The 21,236-nt window shown below is 66.1% G+C and carries 17 protein-coding genes; 12 read left to right on the top strand and 5 right to left on the bottom strand.

The genetic code is table 11. The features are described from left to right. Window positions 1–2 precede the first annotated feature (2 nt). The 3 genes from GGD63_RS27895 (at window position 3) to mdlC (ending at window position 3,744) form a co-directional block, all read left to right on the top strand. Window positions 3–1,106: a CaiB/BaiF CoA-transferase family protein gene (locus GGD63_RS27895; protein ID WP_183246602.1), complete on the top strand. Its 1,104-nt coding sequence runs from the start codon at window positions 3–5 to the stop codon at window positions 1,104–1,106. Between the two features lie 14 nt (window positions 1,107–1,120). Continuing rightward, on the top strand, window positions 1,121–1,972 hold the full coding sequence (locus GGD63_RS27890; RefSeq protein WP_183246601.1) for a MaoC family dehydratase N-terminal domain-containing protein: 852 nt from the start codon (window positions 1,121–1,123) through the stop codon (window positions 1,970–1,972). A 149-nt stretch (window positions 1,973–2,121) separates the two neighbouring features. Continuing rightward, complete coding sequence (mdlC, locus tag GGD63_RS27885; RefSeq protein ID WP_183246599.1) at window positions 2,122–3,744, top strand: benzoylformate decarboxylase; 1,623 nt, start codon at window positions 2,122–2,124, stop codon at window positions 3,742–3,744. Window positions 3,745–3,916: 172 nt separating this feature from the next. Here mdlC and GGD63_RS27880 read toward each other — a convergent pair whose 3' ends face one another. Further along, entirely contained in the window at window positions 3,917–4,693 is a 777-nt protein-coding gene (locus tag GGD63_RS27880; RefSeq protein WP_183246597.1) for an SDR family NAD(P)-dependent oxidoreductase, read from the bottom strand. A gap of 75 nt (window positions 4,694–4,768) precedes the next feature. Here GGD63_RS27880 and GGD63_RS27875 point away from each other — a divergent pair, with 75 nt between their 5' ends. After that, entirely contained in the window at window positions 4,769–5,230 is a 462-nt protein-coding gene (locus GGD63_RS27875) for a MarR family winged helix-turn-helix transcriptional regulator (protein WP_183246595.1), read from the top strand. A 164-nt stretch (window positions 5,231–5,394) separates the two neighbouring features. Here the strand turns inward: GGD63_RS27875 and GGD63_RS27870 are convergent, their stop codons facing one another. After that, window positions 5,395–6,189 carry an SDR family oxidoreductase gene (locus GGD63_RS27870; protein WP_183246593.1) on the bottom strand — a complete coding sequence of 265 codons (795 nt, stop codon included), beginning with the start codon at window positions 6,187–6,189 and terminating at the stop codon, window positions 5,395–5,397. Between the two features lie 74 nt (window positions 6,190–6,263). After that, entirely contained in the window at window positions 6,264–6,959 is a 696-nt protein-coding gene (gene trhA / locus GGD63_RS27865; protein WP_183246591.1) for a PAQR family membrane homeostasis protein TrhA, read from the bottom strand. Between the two features lie 183 nt (window positions 6,960–7,142). Between trhA and GGD63_RS27860 the strand changes: the two genes are divergently transcribed. Next, window positions 7,143–8,612 (top strand): YcjX family protein, encoded by a 1,470-nt coding sequence (locus GGD63_RS27860; protein WP_183246589.1) that lies wholly within the window; start codon window positions 7,143–7,145, stop codon window positions 8,610–8,612. Beyond that, entirely contained in the window at window positions 8,609–9,637 is a 1,029-nt protein-coding gene (locus GGD63_RS27855; RefSeq protein ID WP_183246587.1) for a YcjF family protein, read from the top strand. Before GGD63_RS27860 ends, GGD63_RS27855 begins: the two co-directional genes overlap by 4 nt. A 184-nt stretch (window positions 9,638–9,821) precedes the next feature. Here GGD63_RS27855 and GGD63_RS27850 read toward each other — a convergent pair whose 3' ends face one another. Next, the gene (locus GGD63_RS27850; protein ID WP_210315999.1) at window positions 9,822–11,327 is read right to left on the bottom strand and encodes a glycosyltransferase family 39 protein; all 1,506 of its coding nucleotides are present in this window, start codon (window positions 11,325–11,327) and stop codon (window positions 9,822–9,824) included. A gap of 467 nt (window positions 11,328–11,794) precedes the next feature. On the opposite strand from GGD63_RS27850, the gene GGD63_RS27845 reads away from it, so the two are divergent. The 4 genes from GGD63_RS27845 to GGD63_RS27830 all read left to right on the top strand — a co-directional run bounded on the left by GGD63_RS27845 (window position 11,795) and on the right by GGD63_RS27830 (window position 15,897). Then, a complete protein-coding gene (locus GGD63_RS27845) occupies window positions 11,795–13,528 on the top strand; it encodes an adenylate/guanylate cyclase domain-containing protein (protein ID WP_183246585.1) in 1,734 nt (577 codons plus the stop codon). Between the two features lie 355 nt (window positions 13,529–13,883). Then, entirely contained in the window at window positions 13,884–15,083 is a 1,200-nt protein-coding gene (locus tag GGD63_RS27840) for a molybdopterin-dependent oxidoreductase (protein ID WP_183246583.1), read from the top strand. A gap of 12 nt (window positions 15,084–15,095) precedes the next feature. Next, a complete protein-coding gene (locus GGD63_RS27835; RefSeq protein ID WP_183246581.1) occupies window positions 15,096–15,404 on the top strand; it encodes a cytochrome c in 309 nt (102 codons plus the stop codon). A gap of 292 nt (window positions 15,405–15,696) precedes the next feature. Beyond that, a complete protein-coding gene (locus tag GGD63_RS27830; RefSeq protein WP_008563500.1) occupies window positions 15,697–15,897 on the top strand; it encodes a cold-shock protein in 201 nt (66 codons plus the stop codon). A gap of 173 nt (window positions 15,898–16,070) precedes the next feature. On the opposite strand, the gene GGD63_RS27825 is transcribed toward GGD63_RS27830, so the two are convergent. After that, a complete protein-coding gene (locus tag GGD63_RS27825) occupies window positions 16,071–16,532 on the bottom strand; it encodes an Lrp/AsnC ligand binding domain-containing protein (protein ID WP_018643717.1) in 462 nt (153 codons plus the stop codon). Between the two features lie 114 nt (window positions 16,533–16,646). Between GGD63_RS27825 and putA the strand changes: the two genes are divergently transcribed. Continuing rightward, complete coding sequence (putA, locus tag GGD63_RS27820; protein ID WP_183246579.1) at window positions 16,647–19,646, top strand: bifunctional proline dehydrogenase/L-glutamate gamma-semialdehyde dehydrogenase PutA; 3,000 nt, start codon at window positions 16,647–16,649, stop codon at window positions 19,644–19,646. Between the two features lie 346 nt (window positions 19,647–19,992). After that, window positions 19,993–21,198, top strand: coding sequence for a CaiB/BaiF CoA-transferase family protein (locus GGD63_RS27815; RefSeq protein ID WP_183246577.1), 1,206 nt, complete (start codon window positions 19,993–19,995; stop codon window positions 21,196–21,198). Window positions 21,199–21,236: the final 38 nt, after the last annotated feature.

Here is a 21,236-nt window from a genome sequence, read left to right as displayed (position 1 = left end):
TCATGGGCGCACTTGACGGGATCAGGGTGATTGCGGTCGAGCAGGCGGTGGCGGCACCGTTCTGCTCCTCGCGCCTGGCCGATGCCGGCGCGGAGGTGATCAAGATCGAGCGGCCGGAAGGCGATTTCGCCCGCGGCTATGACGCGGCGGCCAAGGGCCAGAGCAGCTACTTTGTGTGGCTCAACCGCGGCAAGCAATCGGCGGTGGTCGATCTCGCCACCAAAGAAGGCTGCGCCGAACTGGAGAAGCTGATCGCCAGCGCCGACGTGCTGATCCAGAACCTCAAGCCCGGCTCGATGGACAAGCTCGGCTTCTCGCGCGAGCGGCTCTTGAAGGACTATCCCAAGCTGATCTCGTGCACGATCACCGGTTATGGCGACGAAGGCCCCTATGCGCACCGCAAGGCTTACGATTTGCTGATCCAGGCCGAGAGCGGGCTGGCCTCGATCACCGGCAATCCCGACGGCGCCTCGCGCGTCGGCATGTCGATCGTGGACGTTGCGACCGGCGCCACCGCGCATGCGGCCATCCTGGAAGCGCTGATCGCGCGCGGCCGCACCGGCAAAGGCTGTGACATCCGCATCTCCATGTTCGACGTGATGGCGGACTGGTGTACCGTGCCGCTGCTCAACGCCGAGGCCGGCAATCCGCCCAAGCGCATGGGCCTGCGCCATCCCTCGATCGCGCCCTACGGCGTATTCACCTCGAAGGACGGCAAGGACATCCTGATCTCGATCCAGAGCGAGCGGGAGTGGAAGACGCTGTGCGCAAAGGTGCTGGATCAGCCGGACCTGCCCGCCGATCCCCGTGTCGCCAACATGGTCGAGCGCGTGCGCAACCGCGACTTCACCGACAAGACCGTCGCCGACATCTTCGGCAGGATGACGCGCGACGAGCTCTTGAAGCGGCTGTCGGATGCCGACATCGCCTTTGCCGAGGTCAACACCATGGCCGACCTCACCAACCACCCGCATCTGCGCCGCATCGAGGTCGATACGCCGAACGGCCGCGTCAGCTATCCCGCGCCGGCGCCGATCATCGTCGGCGAGGCGCGCAGCTATGGTGCCGTGCCCGCGATCGGCGAACGTCGCCAATCCAAGAAATAACAGAGCGAAGCGTCATGACCGAGAAGCTCGACATCGATCACTTGCGGCAATGGATCGGCCGCAGCACGGAGGCCACCGACATCGTCACCGCGCAGCTCGTGATGGGCCTGCGCGCGACGCTGTTCCAGGAGGTCGGCGAGCCCAAAAAGGGCGACGCTGCGCCGTTCACGGTACACTGGTGCCTGGCACAGCCGGTGTTTCCGATGTCGATGCTCGGGCCCGACGGCCATCCCGCGCGCGGCGGCTTCCTGCCGCCGGTGCCGCTGCCGCGCCGGATGTGGGCCGGCGGCGAGATCGAATTTTTACAGCCGCTCTGCGTCGGCGATGAATCGACGCGGACCTCGCGCATCGCCGACGTGCAGGTCAAGACCGGCTCGACCGGCACGCTGTGCTTCGTCTCAGTCGAGCACAGCATCTCTTGCCCACGCGGCATCGCCATCCGCGAGCGGCAGGACATCGTCTATCGCGAGATGACGAGCAGTGCACCCGCCGCCGGCAAGACGCCGCCTCCGCCGCCGAAGGCTCAGCACCGCGAGACGCACGTGTCCGATCCCGTGCTGCTGTTCCGCTATTCCGCGCTGACCTTCAACGGCCACCGCATCCACTACGACCGCGACTACGTCACCAAGGTCGAAGGCTATCCGGGCCTGATCTTCCACGGCCCGTTGCAGGCGGCGCTGATCATCGAGATGGCGGCAAAGCTGCACGGCGGCAAGGCGCCGAAGAAGTTCACCTATCGCGGGCTTCAGCCGCTGTTTGAGGGGACGGAGTTCTCCGTCAATGCCAATGAGACCGAGGCGGGCATGGAGCTGTGGACCGCGAATGCGGAAGGGCAGCCGACGATGAAGGGGACGGCGGCGTGGTGAGCCACTGCTGTCTCCCCGTCGTCATTGCGAGCGCAGCGAAGCAATCCAGAATCCCTCCACGGAGACAGTCTGGATTGCTTCGTCGCAAGGGCTCCTCGCAATGACGGGAAGAGGCTGCTACCTTCAATAAACAACAGGGGACGGAAACCATGGCCAAGAACGGCAAGACCGGCAGCAAGTCCGTCACCGTGAAGCAGGCGACGCTCGACCTGCTGCGCGCCTTCGGGATCGACAGGGTGTTCGGCAACCCTGGTTCAACCGAGCTGCCGTTCCTGAGCGACTGGCCTGATGACATCGACTACGTGCTTGCGCTGCAGGAGGCGAGTGCGGTCGGCATGGCCGACGGGTATGCGCAGGCGACGCGCAATGCCGGCTTCGTCAACCTGCATTCGGCGGCCGGCGTCGGCAACGCGCTCGGCAACATCTACACCGCGCATCGCAACCAGACGCCGCTGGTGATCACCGCGGGCCAGCAGGCGCGCTCGATCCTCCCCTTGCAGGCGTTTCTCTATGCCGAGCGCGCCTCCGAGTTTCCGCGGCCTTACGTCAAATACAGCGTCGAGCCGGCGCGGCCCGAGGATGTGCCGGCCGCGATCGCGCGCGCCTATTACACCGCGATGCAGCCGCCGTGCGGGCCGACCTTCGTGTCGATCCCGATCGACGACTGGGCGCACGCATGCGCGCCGGTCGAGGCGCGCAAGGTCAGCCGCGAGATCGGGCCCGAGCTTGACGCGATGAAGGCGCTGGTCGCAGCGCTCGGCTGTGCAAAACACCCTGCCCTCGTCGCCGGCCCCGGCGTCGACCGCGCCGGCGCGGTCGATCTGATGGTGCGCGTGGCCGAGAAGGCCAAGGCCAGCGTCTGGGTCAGCCCGTTCTCGGCACGCTGCTCGTTCCCCGAGCGGCATCCGCAATTTGCGGGCTTCCTGCACGCATCGCCGGCGCAGCTGTCCGATGCGCTGCGCGAGCACGATCTCGTCGTCGTCATCGGCGCGCCGGTGTTCACCTTCCATGTCGAGGGCCATGCCGCGATCTTCGATGGCGGCGCGACGATTTTTCAGATCACCGACGATCCCGATGCGGCGGCGGTGACGCCGGTCGGCACCAGCATTGTCGCGACGATGAAGCCGGCACTGAGCCTGCTGCTGGATCTGTTGCCCGAGAGCAAGCGCGCCACGCCAAAGGGCCGCATGCTGCCGCCGGCGCCGCAGGCCGCCGATCCGCTGCCGGTCGAATTCCTGCTGCACTCGCTGTCGCAGGCGATGCCTGACGGCGCATCGCTGGTCGAGGAAGTGCCCTCACACCGGCCGGCGATGCAAAAGTTCCTGCCGATGCGGGGCCAGGATTCCTTCTACACCATGGCGAGCGGCGGTCTCGGCTATAGTCTGCCCGCCGCCGTCGGCATGGCGCTGGGCAAGCCGAAACAGCGCACCGTCTGCCTGATCGGCGACGGCTCGGCGATGTATTCGATCCAGGCGCTGTGGACCGCCGCGCAGCGCAAGCTGCCGCTGACCGTGGTCGTCATCAACAATTCCGGCTATGGCGCGATGCGCTCGTTCAGCCAGGTGATGCAGGTCAGGAACGTGCCGGGGCTGGAGCTGCCAGGGATCGATTTCGTGAAGATCGCCGAAGGCATGGGCTGCGATGCGGTGCGGGTGAGCAAGGCGACGGAACTCGGCGAGGCGCTGAAACGCGGGATGGCGTTCGAGGGCACGAGCCTCGTCGAGGTGGTCGTGGATTCGGCGGTGCCGGTGCTGTACGGGCAGAAGCATTGAGTTGTCGTCCCGGCGCAGGCCGGGACCCATGCCCACCGGCAGGAGTTTGGCGATGACTCGTGGTGGGCGGCTTCGCGCTACAACTACTCCCTGGGGTTATGGGTCCCGGCCCCCGTGCGCAATTGCGCACTAGGCCGGGACGACATCGAGTTTGCCGCACCACCACCCGCAACTACGACGCCAAAAATCCGCCATCCGCCGCGAGCACGTGGCCGACGACATAGGACGACGCATCCGACGAAAGCCACACCACGGCTTCCGCGACTTCCTCCGGGCTGCCCATCCGGCGCAGCGGCAGGCCGGCGCCGACCGTTGCGACATCGCCGACGCCGGCGCGCAGCATCATGTCGGTGACGACGCGGCCGGGCGCGACGGCGTTGATGCGGATGCCGCGCGGGGCGTTCTCCATCGCCGCCGAGCGCGTCAGCGAGATCGCGGCGGCTTTCGAGGCCGAATAAAGCGAGAAGCCGGGATTGGGGTTGCGCATGCCGCTGACGGAGGCGTTGACGACGATGCTGCCGCGGCCCTGCGCCAGCATCGCCGGCAATTGATGGCGCAGGCAGAGAAACAACGCACGGACATTGGTATCGAACACGCTGTCGTAGATGTCAGTGCCCTGCTCTTCCAGCGGCGCGCGGCGCTCCTGGAAACCCGCATTGTTGAAGGCGACGTCGAGCCGGCCGCAACGCTCGACCGCCGTGCCGATGAGGTGCGCGACCTCGTCCTCGCGCGTGATGTCGGTCTTGAGCGCGATCGCCTCCGTGTCGAGCGCGCGGCACGCCACGGCAGTCGCCTCGATCTCGGCTTCGCGCCGGCCGGCAATGATGACCGCTTCCGCCCCTTCAGAGGCCATCCTCAGGGCCGTGGCGCGGCCGATGCCGCTGCCGCCGCCGGTGACCAGGCAGACCTTGCCTCTCATCCGCTGACCTGCTGGCAAAGTTCCGGTCATGGCCCACTCCAAAATGCTTGCGCGCGGCGCTGCGCGCATATAGTTGTATGGTACAACTATATGCCGGGAGTCAAGATGGCCGAGCTTTCGCTGATCGACGACATCCGCGCCGCCTCGCGGCTGATGGTGCGCGAGCTCGGCTTCATGGATGCGACGGTGGCGGCCTCGGACTATCCGCCCTCGGCGGTGCACACGATCCTGGAGATCGGCATCCGCGGTCCCATGGCATCGGGCGAGCTCGGCGATTTCCTGCGCCTGGAGAAATCCAGCGTCAGCCGCCTGGTGCGCAAGCTGATCGATTGCGGCGAGTTGCGTGAGACACCTGACGAGCTTGATGCACGCAGCAAGCTGCTGTCGCTGACCGCAAAGGGCCGGCGCACGCTGGAGGCGCTGCATGCGTTCGGCCGACAGCAGGTGAGCGGCGCGCTGGCCGCGCTGACGGCGGCCGAGCAGCGCAAGGTGCGCGAGGGAATGATGCTCTACGCGCGGGCGCTGAGGGAGAGCCGGGTGGAGGAAGTGGCGCGGTCGGCGGCGTGACCCGCTGGATTGTTGAAGCTGCTTCTATACTCTCGGTGTCATCGCCCGGCTTGACCGGGCGATCCAGTACTCCGAGACATCAGTGGTTCAATCGATAGGCCGCGGCGTACTGGATTCCCCGCTTTCGCGGGGAATGACAGCGGTGGGCGCGGCACGAGCCTCCCCTATTTCCCGAACTCCTCCCGCATCTTCGCCTGGATCTTGGCCATGCCGCCGATCCAGCGGTCGTAATTCTCGGTCTTCTTGCGCATGTAGCCGAGCACCTGGGGGTGCGGCAGGATCAGGAAGGTTTCCTGCTCGAGGCCGGCGAGCACGTCAATGGCGACCTGCTCGGGCGTCAGGTCGCCGTCGCCGGATTGCGGGCCCTTCGGGATCGAACGCAGCATGTTGGTGTCGACGCCCTGCGGACAGAGGATCGAGACCTTGATGTTGTCAGCCTTGTGCGAGATCGCGAGGTTCTCGGCAAAGCCCACGGCGGCGTGCTTCGTCGTCGAATAAGCGGGGCTGCCGACCTGCGACAAGAGGCCTGCGGCCGAGATCGTGTTGAGGAAATAGCCGCCGCCACGCGCCTTCATGCGGGGGATGAGATGCCGCGCCGCATAAACATGCGCCATGACATGGATCGCCCAGCTGCGCTGCCAGGGCTCGTCGGAGGCGCCGCCGGCATTGACCGACATCGGATCGAAGCCGCCGCCGATGCCGGCATTGGAGCAGAACAATTCGATCGGGCCGAACTGCCGCTCGGTCTCCTCGATGACGTGGGCGATGTCCTTTTCCTGCGCGACATCGCATTTGAACGCCGCGCCATCGACCATGGCGGCGACAGCCCGCGCGTTGGCGGCGTCCATGTCCGCGACGACGACCTTGGCGGCGCCCGCTTTGTGAAAGGCCTCGCACAGCGCCTTGCCGATACCGTTTGCGCCGCCCGTGACGACCACGACCTTGCCGGTCACCTGCATGCGACGTCTCCTCTGTCTTGTATTGTCTTGTACCGCTTTATACCGCGCCGCTTATTCCGCGTCGCGGGGCCTGCTCAGCTCAACACGAGGTCGAGCACCGCGGTATAATGGCACGCCGCACCGGCCAAGACAAAGCCGTGCCAGATCGCATTCTGGAAGCGCAGCCGCCGCCAGGCATGGAAGATCACGCCAAAGCTGTAGAGCAGGCCGCCCGCAAGGATGAAGCCCAGCACCAGCGCGGGCAGCGCCCTGACCACGGCGTCGTACAGCATCACGCCGCTCCAGCCCATCGCCAGATAGATGCCGACCGAAACGCGGTCGAACCGGCCGGGGTAGAAGAGCTTGAGCACGATGCCGAGGATGGCGACGAACCACACGCCGGCGAGCAGCACCAGCGCGAACACGCTGTCCTTCACCTCCAGGATGAACGGCGTGTAGGTCGCCGCGATCAAGAGATAGATCGCCGAATGATCGAACCGCCGCAGCAACCATTTCGCCGGCGACACCGGCCAGAGATTATAAGTCGCCGACAGCACCAGCATCGACAGCAGGCCGGCGACATAGATCGAGACGCCGACGATGTCGGTCGCGCTGGCATAGACCGCCGTCAGCACCACCAGCACGGTCGCGGCGACGATGCCGGCGAGGACGCCGATTGCGTGGATGACACCGTCGGCGATCAGCTCGGCGCGGTCGTAGTTCCAGCCGATCACGTCGGCCGCGGCGTGGACGGAGGAGGATGCAAACTGTTTCAGCTGGAAGACGGTCATGGCAATCCGCAAAGGCTAAGGCAATGCCCTCTTGTATGGGTGTTTCGGACCCGGCGCGTCGTTCAAACGGCTGATTTGCCGACAAAGGCGGTGGAAGTATGAAAGCTTGAATTTCCTCAGGCAGTTGCCACTTTTGTGACTAGTTCAATTTGCGTATCCCCGCCCGAGCCCTCTCACGTTCATATGGCATTCAGTTTCCAGGATATGGTCGAGGAGGCACGGCTGTCAGCCCGGGCGCTGATCGACTATGGCGAGCATTTTTTCAATCCGACGGTGCGGCTTGGTGTCACCGGCCTGTCGCGCGCCGGTAAGACCGTATTCATCACCGCGCTGATTCATGGGCTGACGCGTGGCGGCCGTTTCCCGGTGTTCGAGGCCTATGCCTCGGGCCGGATCGCGCGGGCGCATCTGGCGCCGCAGCCCGACGATGCCGTGCCACGCTTTGCCTATGAGAACCATCTGCGCGCACTGGTCGAGGAACGGCGCTGGCCGAACTCCACCGTCGACATCAGCGAGCTCAGGCTCGTCATCGACTACCAGCGCCCGAACGGCGCCGACCGCACCTTGACGCTCGACATCGTCGACTATCCCGGCGAATGGCTGCTCGACCTGCCGCTGCTGCAGAAGAGCTATGAGCAATGGTCCGCGGAAAGCCTGGCGCTGTCGCGCGAGGCGCCGCGCGCGCATCTTGCGACCGAATGGCATGCGCATCTCGCAACGCTCAAGCCTGAGGCCCGCGAGGACGAGCAGGCGACGCTCACGGCCGCCAAGCTCTTCACCAATTATTTGCGCGCCTGCCGCGACGAGCGCTTTGCCATGAGCCTGCTGCCGCCGGGGCGCTTCCTGATGCCGGGCAGTCTCGCGGATACGCCGGCGCTGACCTTTGCACCGCTCGACGTGCCCGTGGGCGGACAGGCGCCGGAGGGATCGCTGTGGGCAATGATGGTGCGCCGCTTCGAGGCCTACAAGGACGTCGTGGTGCGGCCCTTCTTTCGCGATCATTTCGCGCGGCTCGATCGTCAGATCGTGCTGGCCGATGCGCTCGCCGCGTTCAACTCGGGCCCCGAGGCGCTGCACGATCTCGAAGCCGCGCTCGCCGGCATTCTGGATTGCTTCAACATCGGCCGCAGCACCCTGCTCTCCAGCCTGTTCCGGCCGCGCATCGACCGCATCCTGTTCGCGGCGACCAAGGCGGACCATCTGCATCATTCCAGCCACGACCGGTTAGAGGCCGTGCTGCGCCGCGCCGTCTCGCGTGCTGTCGCGCGTGCGGAAGATACCGGCGCTGCGATCGACGTCGTCGCGCTCGCCGCCGTCCGCGCTACGCGCGAAGCGCAGGTGGCGCATGGCCACGACAAATTGCCGTCGATCCTGGGCACGCCGACCGCGGGCGAAAGCGCCGGCGGCGAGTTCTTCGACGGCAACACGGAGGTTGCGACCTTTCCCGGCGACCTGCCGCTGGATCCCGAGCCGCTCTTCAACGGCGCGGATGCGTTCCGCGGATTGTCCACGCAAGCCGCCGAAAAGAGCGATTTCCGTTTTCTGCGCTTCCGCCCGCCCAAGCTCGAACGCGAGGGTGCTGACGAGCCCGTGCTGCCACATATCCGCCTCGACCGTGCCTTGCAGTTCCTGATCGGAGACAAGCTGTCATGAACGACCGATCGAAGCCACGGCGGCCGGCGACGTTCCGGCTCGACGATCCCGGTGTCGTCGTCACCGAGGCCGACGAGACCAGCCGGCTCAGCCGCGCCACCATCCAGATCACGCCGGAGCCCGATCCAATGGCGCTGCCGGTGCCGGTTCAAGCCGCTATGCCGGCGCGGCGCGGCTTTCCCTGGGGCACGCTGTTCTGGTCGGGCCTCGCGGGATTGACGCTGCTCGGCACAGGGCTCGGCGTGGTCCGTCTGATCGAGGATCTGTTTGCGCGCAGCGAAAGCCTCGGCTTCGTCGGGCTCGGGTTGGCGCTCGTCACCGCGCTGGCGCTCGCGGTGGTGATCGGGCGCGAGGCGTTCGGGCTGGCGCGCCTCGCGACGATCGAGAAGCTGCATGCGCGCGCCGCCGCGGTGCTGGCGAGCGACGACCGCAAGGAAAGCCGCGTCATCGTGCAGGACCTCCTGAAGATCGCGCACCAGAACCCGCAGCTTGCGCGTGCCCGCGCGACGCTGGAGAGCCATGCCGGCGAGATCATCGACGGCGCCGACATGATCCGCCTCGCCGAGCGCGAGCTGATGTCGCCGCTGGATGCCGAGGCGCGCCGGCTGGTGTCGTCAGCGGCGCAAAAGGTCTCGATCGTCACCGCGGTCTCGCCGCGCGCCGCGATCGACGTGCTGTTCGTGTTCGTGGCCGCACTGCGCCTGATCCGCCAGCTCGCCTATCTCTATGGCGGCCGCCCCGGCGCACTCGGCATGATCCGCCTGCTCCGCCACGTCATCGCCCATCTCGCCATCACCGGCGGCATGGCCGCCAGCGACAGCCTGGTGCAGCAGATGCTCGGCCACGGCATCGCGGCAAAACTGTCGCAGCGGCTGGGCGAAGGCGTGCTGAACGGACTGCTGACGGCGCGGCTGGGATTGGCCGCAATCGACGTGACGAGGCCGCTGCCGTTCGCGGCGCTGCCGCAGCCGAAGCTGTCGGATCTAGCGACGGATCTGCTGCGGAAGAAGGATGGAGAAGAGTAGCGGCTCTCGCTTACCCTCCCCTGGAGGGGGAGGGTCGGCTCATATTGAGCGCAGCGAAATATGAGACGGGGTGGGGTGACGGTCTCTCCACCTCGAACACTGCCTGCTTGGAGAGATCACCCCACCCCGCTCGCGCTACGCGCGATCGACCCTCCCCCTCCAGGGGAGGGTAAGAGAAGGCGCGCTAGGCGGGCGATCGCTTTTCGAACTCGCCCGCCAGCACGCGCCACTGGAAGAGCGGCGAGTCTTTTGGCGGCGAGAGCTCCGGCATCCAGCCGGTGAGCTTTTCGATCACATAGGTGTCCGTCACGACGCCGCGCCAGCGGCGTTCGACTTCGCCGAGTTGCTCGCGCTTGGCGGGGATGTTCTGCCACAGTGACGCGCGGTGATCCGGCTCACGTCCGACATAGATGCCCGCGCGGCCTCTGATCTTGTCCATGCCGGGATCGCGGAAATCCTGGAAGCGGCTGCGCTCGTTGATCTCGATGACGGGCACGCGGCCCCGGAACAGCCAGCGCATCATGGCGTAGGTGCGGTAGTCCGTGGTCGCGATCCAGGTCGCGCCTGTTTCGTCGAGGGCGGCCTGCGCGCGCGCCACGACCTGCTCGTAGCCGGCCTCGGCGCCGATCGGATCGATCTTGCCGAGCAGATTCCAGGGCGCAGCGACATAGTAGAGGAACACGATGACGACGAAGGCGATGCCAGAGACGATCGCCGTCTTCACCCAGAACAGGGTCGACCGGATCATCCGCGCTGACCATTTTTCACGCGGCAGCATCACGAGGTTCACGGCCGCAGCCGCAAAGCCCACCGGCCACATGAACATCGGCCAGGTGTCGCCGACCCGCAGCGTCAGCGATTTCACCAGGAAATAGAGAAACGGCACCAGCACCGCGGTCGACAGCAGGATCGCGACCGGCTCGCGCGTGCGATAGCCGCGCCACGCCGTCATCAGCAGCGCCGACATCACCACCGGCAGCATGACGAAGCCGACGAGGCCGAATTGCAAGCCGATGTAGTCGCCGACCGTCCGCAGCGAGATACCGTAACTGGTTGTGGCGCGGACGCCCTGGAAGCGGATCGAGGCCCAATCGTGCTGCACGTTCCAGATCAGCACCGGCGAGAACACCGCGAGCGCGACCAGCACGGCGAGATAAGGGTAAGGGCTGCGCAGCCAGCGCCCGCGCCAGTCCGGCACCAGCAGAAAAGCGGCAACGGCCGGCGCGAACATGATCACGGTGAATTTCGACAGCATCGCGAGCCCAGCGAACAGGCCGGCCACCAGCCACCAGCGGCCGTCGCCGCTTTGCGAAAGCCGCACCAGGGCCCAGACCATCGCAACCGCGAACGGGATCATGGCGACATCAGGCGCAATCTTGGCCATCAGCAGCCCGTAGTAAAGCGCGGCCTCCGGCATCAGCACGGCGACCACGACCGCACGTGCGTCATGCGTGAGGCGGCGGACGATGTCGGCGAGCAGCAGCTGCGTCACCAGCATCGCGACGATGCCGCCGAAGCGCACCCCGAGCGGGGTGTCGCCGAAGATTGCAGTTCCGAAACGGATCAGCCAGGCGATGCCGGGGGGATGATCGAGGAAGCTGAGCGCGGCCTCCTTCGACCAGGTCCAGTAGTAGGCCTCATCCGTGCGCAGCTCGATCGCGGAGGCATAGACGATGCGGAGCACGGTCATCGCCGCGATGATCAGCACGGCAACAAGGATGAGCCGGCGTTCGGCGCCGTCTGGCTTCACAGAAATGTCGGGCGCGATCGTCACGGCCGCGCTTTTCCCCGACTTGGGAGGGGGAGTCAATGTAGGGCAAGCTCTCGCCCCGAGTCGTCCCGGCCTAGCGCGCAATTGCGCGCGGGGGGCCGGGACCCATAACCCCAGGGAGAAGTTTGGCGAAGACTCGGAGTTGCCAGCCTGCCCGCAATTACTCCCTGTGGTTATGGGTCCCGGATCTGCGCGCGCTTTGGGCGCGCTTGTCCGGGACGACAGCGGAGGGTGACCGCGAAATGGTGGGCACGGCGCGCCAGTGCGCGCCTTTGCCCACCCTACGGTTCTGTAACCTTGCCGCGCATGTGATCGGGCAAGCTGTCCGCGGGCGGAATTAAACGCTAGGCTGGCTGTTCTCCTCCATGAACTGATACAATCGAATCATGGCCACCGCTCCCGTCCACATGCCCGAACTTGTCCGCGCCACCAGCGTGCGGCAGGTGCGGCTCATCTGCGGAATCATCCTGTTCTCTTATGTGGTCAGCCATTTCCTGAACCACGCACTCGGCAACATCTCGGTCGATGCCATGGAGGCCGGGGTCTACTATCACATGCTGTTCTGGCAGTTCCTGCCTGTCGCGATCGTGTTCTACACCGCGGCGCTGACCCATATGGGGCTCGGCATCTACGCGCTGTATCAGCGCCGGCAGTTCCGCTGGAAGACGATCGAGCCGCTGCAGCTCGTGCTGGGACTGAGCATCCCCGCCCTCGTCATGGCGCATGTGATCGGCGTGCGGCTCGGCCAGACGCTGTACGGACACCAGAAGCACTATCCGCAGGAGCTCCATCTGTTCTTCATCGGCGCGCCCGGCCGGCTCTGGCAAATGACGATCCTGCTCCTGATCGCCTGGGTGCACGGCTGCATCGGCATCTATTTCTGGCTTCGCCTGAAGCCGTTCTTCGCGCGCGCCGCGCCCTATCTGCTCGCAGCCGCCGTGCTGATCCCGACTCTGTCGCTGCTCGGAATCTACCAGGGCGGCCGCAGCATCGAGCTCGAGGCCGACGACGGGGAATGGCGCACGCACAATCTCACACGCCGCCAGCTCGGCTCGGTCGCCGAAGCCAATACGCTCGACCGCATCACCGGCGGCCTCACCGCCGGATATTTCGGGTTGCTGGGACTGGCGCTGGCGGCGCGCGGCGTACGGGCCTGGCGCGAGCGGCGCGGCGGCATGATTGCGCTGTCCTACGGCAACGGCAAGACGGTGCGCGTGCCGAAGGGCCTCTCCGTGCTCGAGGCAAGCCTGCGCCACAACGTGCCGCATGCCAGCGTCTGCGGCGGCCGCGCCCGTTGCTCGACCTGCCGCATCCGCGTCATCGGCGACCATGGCGCCCTGCCCCAGCCGTCGCAGCGCGAGGCCTTCGTGCTGGCCCGCGTCGGCACCGCCGATCCCTCGATCCGCCTTGCGTGCCAGCTGCGTCCGGACTGCGACCTCTCCTTCTTCCAGCTCTTCACGCCCCACACGCATGCGGCGGACGGGCAGGCCTCGGCGCCGGCGCGCATCGGCCAGGAGCGCTATCTCGTCAGCCTGTTCGTGGACATGCGCGGCTCGACGCAGCTCGCCGAGAAGCGGTTGCCGTTCGATACCGTCTTCATCGTCAACCGCTTCCTCGGCGCGGTTTCGCAGGCCGTGATCGAGAACGGCGGCCAGCCCAACCAGTTCGTCGGCGACGGCATGCTGGCGCTGTTCGGACTGTCGGCGGATCCGCGAGATGCCTGCCGGCAGGCGCTGAAAGCCGCTGGCAGCATCGCCGCCAATATCGACGAGTTGAATCAGCTCCTCAGCCACGACCTGCGCCAGCCGATCCGCTTCGGCATCGGCATTCACGGCGGCGAGGTCATCATCGGCGACATCGGCTATCGCGATCACATCGTGTTCACGGCCCTCGGCGATGCCGTCAACGTCGCCGCCCGCCTGCAGGACATGACCAAGGCGCTCGCCTGCGAGGCGATCGTCTCCGAGGAAGTGCGCCGCACCGCCGACCTTGCCGACGACGCCCTGCCGCAGCAGGAGGTCGCGATCCGCGGCCGCGACGAGCCGATGGCGGTGCGCGTGGTTGCGGATGCGAGGGAGCTGGCGGTGCTGGTTGATCGCGGCGCGCGGGTGGCGGCGTGATCTTTCTTCACCTCTCCCCGCTTGCGGGGAGAGGTCGGATCGCCCCCCGGCGATGCGAAGCATCGTCCGGCGCGATCCGGATGAGGGGGTACAGGTCTCTCGATGGACCTCACGTGTGGAGAGAGGCCCCTCACCCCAACCCTCTCCCCGTAAGAACGGGGCGAGGGAGCACACCGCCACGGCGGTTACAGCTCACCTCCATCTCACTGCAAACGTAACATCGGCTTGCTGCAACGCAGCGGCATGGACCTGCTGCGAAAGCACGAATTGACTTCGTCCTGTTCGTTGCGACAGATGAGCGCGGGTTTCGCGGTGATGACCGCGGCCCAACGAAAAAGCTCCGGGAGGAGACCACATGTTCGATCGACGCGACCTGCTCAAAGGAGCGGGGCTTACCGCCATTGCGGCCACACTGAATTCCACCAAAGCGCTGGCCCTCGACACCGTCACCCTGCCCTTCGTCAATGGCGAACGGCCGCTGGTAAAATATCCGCAGAAGCGACCGATGATCGGGCTGACCAGCCGCCCGCCGCAGCTCGAGACGCCGTTCGCGGTGTTCAACGATGGGCCGCTCACGCCGAACAACGCCTTCTTCGTGCGCTATCACCTCTCCGACCTGCCCTACAATCTCGATCCCGACAAGTTCACGCTGGAGGTCAAGGGCAAGATCGACAAGCCGCTCAAGCTGTCGCTGAAGGACATCAGGAAGATGAAGGCGACGGAGATCGTCGCCGTCAACCAGTGCTCCGGCAACAGCCGCGGCTTCTTCGAGCCACGCGTCGCCGGCGGCCAGCTCGCCAATGGCGCGATGGGCTGCGCACGCTGGCGCGGCGTCCCGCTCAAGGCCGTGCTGGAGATGGCGGGCGTGCAGAGCGGCGCCAAGCAGGTCACGTTCAACGGCATGGACGGCCCGGTCAGCGACAAGACGCCCGACTTCATCAAGGCGCTCGATCTCGATCACGCTACCGACGGCGAGGTGATGCTCGCCTATGGCATGAACGGCGAGGACCTGCCGTTCCTCAACGGCTTTCCGCTGCGCCTGGTCGTGCCCGGCTATTACGGCACCTACTGGGTCAAGCACCTCAACGAGATCACCGTCATCGACAGCGTCTATGACGGCTTCTGGATGAAGTCGGCCTATCGCATTCCCGATACGCCGAACAACGCGATCGAGCCCGGCACCGCGCCGAAGGCGACGATCCCGATCAACCGCTTCACCATCCGCTCCTTCATCACCAGCATCCCCGATGGCGCTAGGCTGAAGGCGGGAGCTGTGACGCTGCGCGGCATCGCCTTCGACGGCGGCAAGGGCATCAAGGACGTCGAGGTCTCCACCGACGGCGGCAAGACCTGGACGAGCGCGAAGCTCGGTAAGGATCTCGGCAAGTACGCGTTCCGCGAATGGAAGCTGCCGGTGAAGCTCGCGGCCGGCGCCGTTGAGCTCAAGGTGCGCGCCACCGGCAATGGCGGGGAGACCCAGCCGGATACGCCGCGCTGGAACCCGGCGGGCTATTTGCGCAACGTCGTCGAAACCGTCCGCGTCAGCGTGGCCTGAGGGAGGATGATCATGCAGCGCACCGTTCTCCTCGCCGTCACCCTCGCCCTCGCCGCCGGCATCAGTGCCGTGACCGCGGCGCCGCTCAACTACAAGACCCCCGATGAGGTCGCCGCGTTCAAGCCCGGGCCCAATCTCGAGGTGGTGCAGGGCAATTGCTCCGCCTGCCACTCATCCGACTACATCGCCACCCAACCGCCGATGAAGGACAAGAAGGACTTCTGGCAAGCTGAAGTGACCAAGATGATCAAGGTCTATGGCGCACCGATCGACGACGCCGATGTCGGCAAGATCGTCGATTATCTGGCCGCGACTTACTGACGGACCGCATCACGCACTTACCCTCCCCTGGAGGGCCCTCCAGGGGAGGGTAAGGAAGAACGGCCACTTGATCCTTTCCTTCCGCAGCAGATCCGTCGCGTTCCTGCCGATTGACCGCGAAACGGGCAAAACCGGCAAAAACGCCGCGAAGTTGAGCGGAATTCGGCGAAAAGCTGATGTGGTTTGAGCTACCAAGCCCGCCACAATCCGCGTATCCTGTTAGGACCGAACCGGCCGGTTGGCGGGGACTGGCGGTTCGAGATCTTGGAGGAAGACCCGCGGAGAAGTCGTGATGGCTAAAGGTACGGTCAAGTGGTTCAACCCGACGAAGGGTTATGGATTTATCCAGCCTGCGTCGGGAGGCAAGGATGTGTTCGTGCATATCTCGGCAGTGCAGAAAGCCGGTCTGTCGACCCTGAACGAGGGACAGACGGTTGAATACGAAGAGATCGCAAACCGGGGCAAGACCTCCGCAGAGAACCTCAAAGTATAAGCCCGCCAGCGTTTCGCTGCCTCCCGGATCACCTCCGGGAGCGAGGCCAAGAAAATTTCAGAAGACGGTCAGTGCATTCGACGACAAGCGTTGCGATTGCGCAAGGATAGCTATTTTTTCCAGCGAAGACCGCTATTCAACGCCACGGCAATGACAATCGCGACGGCACTTCGCTAACCCACCGGCAACGGTGCGTCGCGCTTGATCTCCTCCATCACCGCATAGGTCCGCGTTTCGCGCACACCCGGCATCGACAGCAGGGTCTCGCCGAGGAAGCGTCGATAGGCGGTCATGTCGGCTAGTCGCGCCTTCACCAGATAGTCGAAGCCGCCGGCAACCATGTGACACTCCAGCACTTCAGGCGCGAGTTTCACCGCGCGCGCAAAGCGCTCGAAATTGTCGGGCGTGGTCTTGTCGAGCAGCACCTCGACGAACACGAGCAAGCCGAGGCCGAGCCGGTGCGGATTGAGGCGCGCACCGTAGCCTTCGACAAAGCCCTCGCGCTGCAGGCGCTTCAGCCGCTCGCCGATCGAGGTCGGCGACAGGCCGATGCGCTCGGCGAGCTCGACATTGGCGATTCGCCCGTCTTCCTGCAAAATCGAGAGGATTTTCCGGTCGATTCGATCGAGTTCCATATTTCGTCTGGCAATTCTGGTGTTGACCTTCATTTCCTAAGGCAAAACGGCTAATTTGTCTATCGAACTGCGGTTACACGGGCTTTATCCTGAGTTTCAGCCACAGGACACGCTATGCCGAACATCCCGCCGCCCTTCACCGCCCCCTACGCCCCTGACGATGCCGAGATCGCCGCGCGCCTCCTGCCGGCCTCGCATCTGGCCCCGCCGCAGGAGGCGCGGATCGACCGCACCGCGACGCGGCTGATCGAGGCGATCCGCAAGCGCGACGATCGGCTCGGCGGCGTCGAGGACATGCTGCGGGAGTTCGCGCTCTCGACCAAGGAGGGCCTCGCGCTGATGGTGCTGGCCGAGGCGCTGCTGCGCGTGCCTGATGCGCGCACCGCCGACCAGTTCATCGAGGACAAGCTCGGCGAGGGCGACTTCATCCATCACGAGACCAAGTCCACGGCGTTCCTGGTCAACGCCTCGGCCTGGGCGCTCGGTCTCTCCGCGCGGGTGATCCAGCCCGGCGAGACGCCCGACGGCACCATCGGCCGTCTGGTGAAGCGGCTCGGCGCGCCGGCGGTGCGCACCGCCACGCGCCAGGCGATGCGGCTGATGGGCAATCATTTCGTGCTGGGCGAGACCATCGAGCAGGCGCTGGAGCGGGGTCAGCCGCGCGCCGGCCAGAAGCCGCGCTATTCCTTCGACATGCTCGGCGAAGGCGCACGCACGGCGGCCGACGCGAAGCGCTATTTCGACGCCTATGCCAGCGCGATCGAGACGATCGGCAAGGCTGCGGGCAACCATCCCCTGCCCGACCGGCCCGGCATCTCGGTCAAGCTCTCGGCGCTGCATCCGCGCTTCGAGGCGATCAGCCGCGACCGCGTGATGCGCGAATTGGTGCCGCAACTGCTGGACCTCGCGCAGCGCGCCAAGGCGCACGACCTGAACTTCACCGTCGATGCCGAGGAGGCCGACCGGCTGGAGTTGTCGCTCGACGTGATCGCGGCAACGCTCGCCGATCCCTCGCTGGCCGGCTGGGACGGGTTTGGCCTCGCGATCCAGGCCTATCAGAAGCGCGCGAGCGCGGTGATCGACTATGTCGATGCGCTGGCCCGCGCGCATGACCGCAAGCTGATGGTGCGGCTGGTCAAGGGCGCCTATTGGGACACCGAGATCAAGCGCGCGCAGGAGCGCGGGCTCGACGGCTATCCCGTGTTCACCCGCAAGTCGATGACGGATCTGAATTACGTCGCCTGCTCCGCGAAGCTTCTGGCCTTGCGGCCGCGCATCTTTCCGCAATTCGCCACCCACAACGCGCTGACGGTCGCGACGGTGCTGGAGCTCGCCGCTGATGGCGGCGGCTTTGAATTTCAGCGCCTGCACGGCATGGGCGAAGCGCTCTACGAGCAGCTTGCCAAGGACCACCCTGATATCGCCTACCGCACCTATGCGCCGGTCGGCAGCCATCGCGACCTGCTCGCCTATCTGGTGCGGCGACTTTTGGAGAACGGCGCCAACTCGTCCTTCGTGGCGCAGGCCGCCGACTATCGCGTGCCGGTCCCCGCGCTGCTGCAGCGGCCGGCGGATGCCATCGTCCGGCCGCAAGCGGCCGCGCATCCCAGGATTCCGCTGCCGGGTGAGCTGTTCGCGCCGGAGCGGCGCAATTCCCGCGGCGTCGAGTTCGGCGCGCGTGCCGCGCTCGATCAGCTGCTGACGGACGTCAAGGCTGGGGCGATCGATCTCAAGCCTATCGCTGATGCAACACTGGATCAGGCCAATGCGGCGGTGGCAGCGGCACGCGCCGGCTTTGCCGCCTGGAGCCGGACGCCTGCGGGCACACGCGCGGCGGCGCTGGAGCAGGCCGCGCATCTCCTGGAAAGCCGCGGCGCTCATTTCATCGCGCTGCTGCAAGCCGAAGGCGGCAAGACCCTCGACGACGCGCTGTCGGAGCTGCGCGAGGCCGCCGACTTCTGCCGCTATTATGCCGCACAGGGCCGAAAACTGTTCGGCGTTGACGCCGCCATGCCGGGCCCGACCGGCGAGAGCAATGCGCTTGGCATGCGCGGCCGCGGCGTCTTCGTCGCGATCTCGCCGTGGAATTTTCCGCTGGCGATCTTCCTCGGCCAGGTCACGGCGGCGCTGATGGCCGGCAACAGCGTGGTGGCAAAACCCGCCGAGCAGACGCCGCGCATCGCACGCGAGGCCATCGCCCTGCTGCACGAGGCCGGCATCCCCGGAAGCGCGCTGCATCTCGTCACCGGCGACGGCCGCATCGGCGCTGCGCTGACCGCGCACCAGGATATCGCCGGTGTCGTCTTCACCGGCTCGACCGAGGTTGCCCGCAGCATCAACCGGACGCTGGCCGCCAAGGACGGGCCGATCGTGCCGCTGATCGCGGAGACCGGCGGCATCAACGCCATGATCGCCGATGCGACCGCGCTGCCCGAGCAGGTCGCCGATGATGTCGTGACCTCCGCATTCCGCTCCGCCGGCCAGCGCTGCTCGGCGCTGCGCCTGCTGTTCGTGCAGGAGGACGTCGCCGATCGCATGATCGAGATGATCGCAGGCGCGGCGCGCGAATTGAAGATCGGCGATCCCACAGATGTCGCGACCCATGTCGGTCCGGTGATCGATCGCGAGGCCAAGCAGCGGCTCGATGCGCATATCGCGCGGATGAAGAGCGAGGCGCGGCTGCACTTCGCAGGCTCCGCGCCGGAGGGCTGCTTCGTCGCCCCGCACATTTTTGAGCTCAGGGATGCCGGCCAGCTCACCGAAGAGGTGTTCGGTCCGATCCTGCATGTGGTGCGTTATCGCGCCGAGAACCTCGAACGCGTGCTGCACGCGATCGCGCGCACCGGCTACGGCCTCACACTCGGCGTCCACTCCCGCATCGACGACACCATCGAAGCCATCATCGACCGCGTCCAGGTCGGCAACATCTATGTCAACCGCAACATGATCGGCGCCGTGGTCGGCGTGCAGCCGTTCGGCGGCAACGGCCTGTCCGGAACCGGCCCCAAGGCCGGCGGCCCGCACTACCTCGCACGCTTTGCGACCGAGCAGACGGTGACAATCAACACCGCGGCAGCCGGCGGCAATGCTGCGTTGTTTGCAGGGGAGGAGTGAGGCCGCTTCTGGAGCCGCCCTCATAACACGCGCAATAACAGTTCCGTCATCCAGAGGTGCGAGTGGCGCGATGCCATGCATCGCGCCGGGAGCCTCGAAGGATGAACGGCCAGGCTGCAGCCGGGCCCTCGCCCTTCGAGGCTCGTCCTGCGGTACACCGCAGGACGAGCACCTCAGGGTGACGGGACATGGTTTCGGGTCCGTGGCGGATGCGCATTGAATGGCGCAATGAGCCCTGCGCCCGGCGCCGTTGCATCCCGGCGAAACATCGGTCTAATGCTTCCAGACTTGGCCCGCACCAATTCCAGCGCGCGGGAAACAACAAGAGCGAGGGAGCAACGCCGCGATGGACAAGGGCATTTTTGCGGGGCTGAAGGTTCTGGACTGCGCGAGCTTCATCGCAGCGCCCGCGGCCGCGACCGTGCTGTCGGATTTCGGCGCCGACGTCATCAAGATCGAGCCGCCCGGCGCCGGGGACCCCTACCGCAATCTGCCCAATCTGCCGGGCTACCCGACCGGCGAGCACAATTTTGCCTGGCTGCTGGAGGCCCGCAACAAGAAGAGCATCGCGCTCGACCTCGCCAAGCCCGAGGCGCAGGCCGTGCTCTACAAGCTGGTGGAAGAGGCCGACGTCTTCATCACCAACATGCCGCCGCCGGTGCGCGCCAAGCTCGGCATCACCTATGATCATCTCGCCCATCTCAACGACCGGCTGATCTACGCCTCCTTCACCGGCTACGGCGAGAAGGGCGAGGAAGCCAACAAGCCCGGCTTCGACAGCAACGCCTATTGGGCGCGCTCCGGCCTGATGGACCTCGTCCGCGCCGACATCGACACCACGCCGGCGCGCTCGGTCGCCGGCATGGGCGACCACCCCTGCGCCATGTCGCTGTACAGCGCGATCGTCACGGCGCTGTATCAGCGCGAGAAGACCGGCAAGGGTTCCCATGTCGCCTCCAATTTGATGGCGAACGGGGTATGGGCGGCGAGCGTGCTGGCGCAGGCAAAACTCTGCGGCGCCAAGTTCGGCGAGCGGCGGCCGCGCGAGCGCGCGCTGAACGCGGTCGCCAACCACTACCAGTGCAGGGACGGTCGCTGGCTGATCCTGTCGCTGCTGAACGAGGAGAAGCAGTTTCCGACGCTGGCCAAATGCCTCGGGCGCGAAGACCTGATCAATGATTCCCGCTTCGCCACCAAGGCCGACCGCCACGCCCGCTCGGTCGAGCTGATCAAGATTTTGGACGAGACCTTCGCCACCAGGGATCTCGCCGAATGGCGCAAGATCCTTGACGGCAACGGCCTCGTCTTCGGCGTCGTCGCCATTCTCGACGACATCCCGAACGACAAGCAGATGCTCGACAACGAGGTGCTGGTGCCGTTCGAGAACGACACCATGCTCACCATCAACAGCCCGATCTGGATCGACGGCGCCAAGAAGGTCCAGCCGCGCAAGCCGCCCGCGGTCGGCGAGCACAGTGACGAGATTTTGCGCGGGGCGGGATACGACGAGGCGACGATCAAGGCGCTGCGGGGCTCGGGGGCGGTGGGCTGAGGCGGCGCCTCGCACTCCACTGTCGTCCCGGGGCGCGC

Source organism: Bradyrhizobium sp. cir1 (assembly GCF_014198245.1).
In the GTDB taxonomy this organism is placed as follows: domain Bacteria; phylum Pseudomonadota; class Alphaproteobacteria; order Rhizobiales; family Xanthobacteraceae; genus Bradyrhizobium.
Note: the sequence above shows the minus strand (reverse complement) of the source record. Positions and strands in the feature narration are given on the sequence as shown.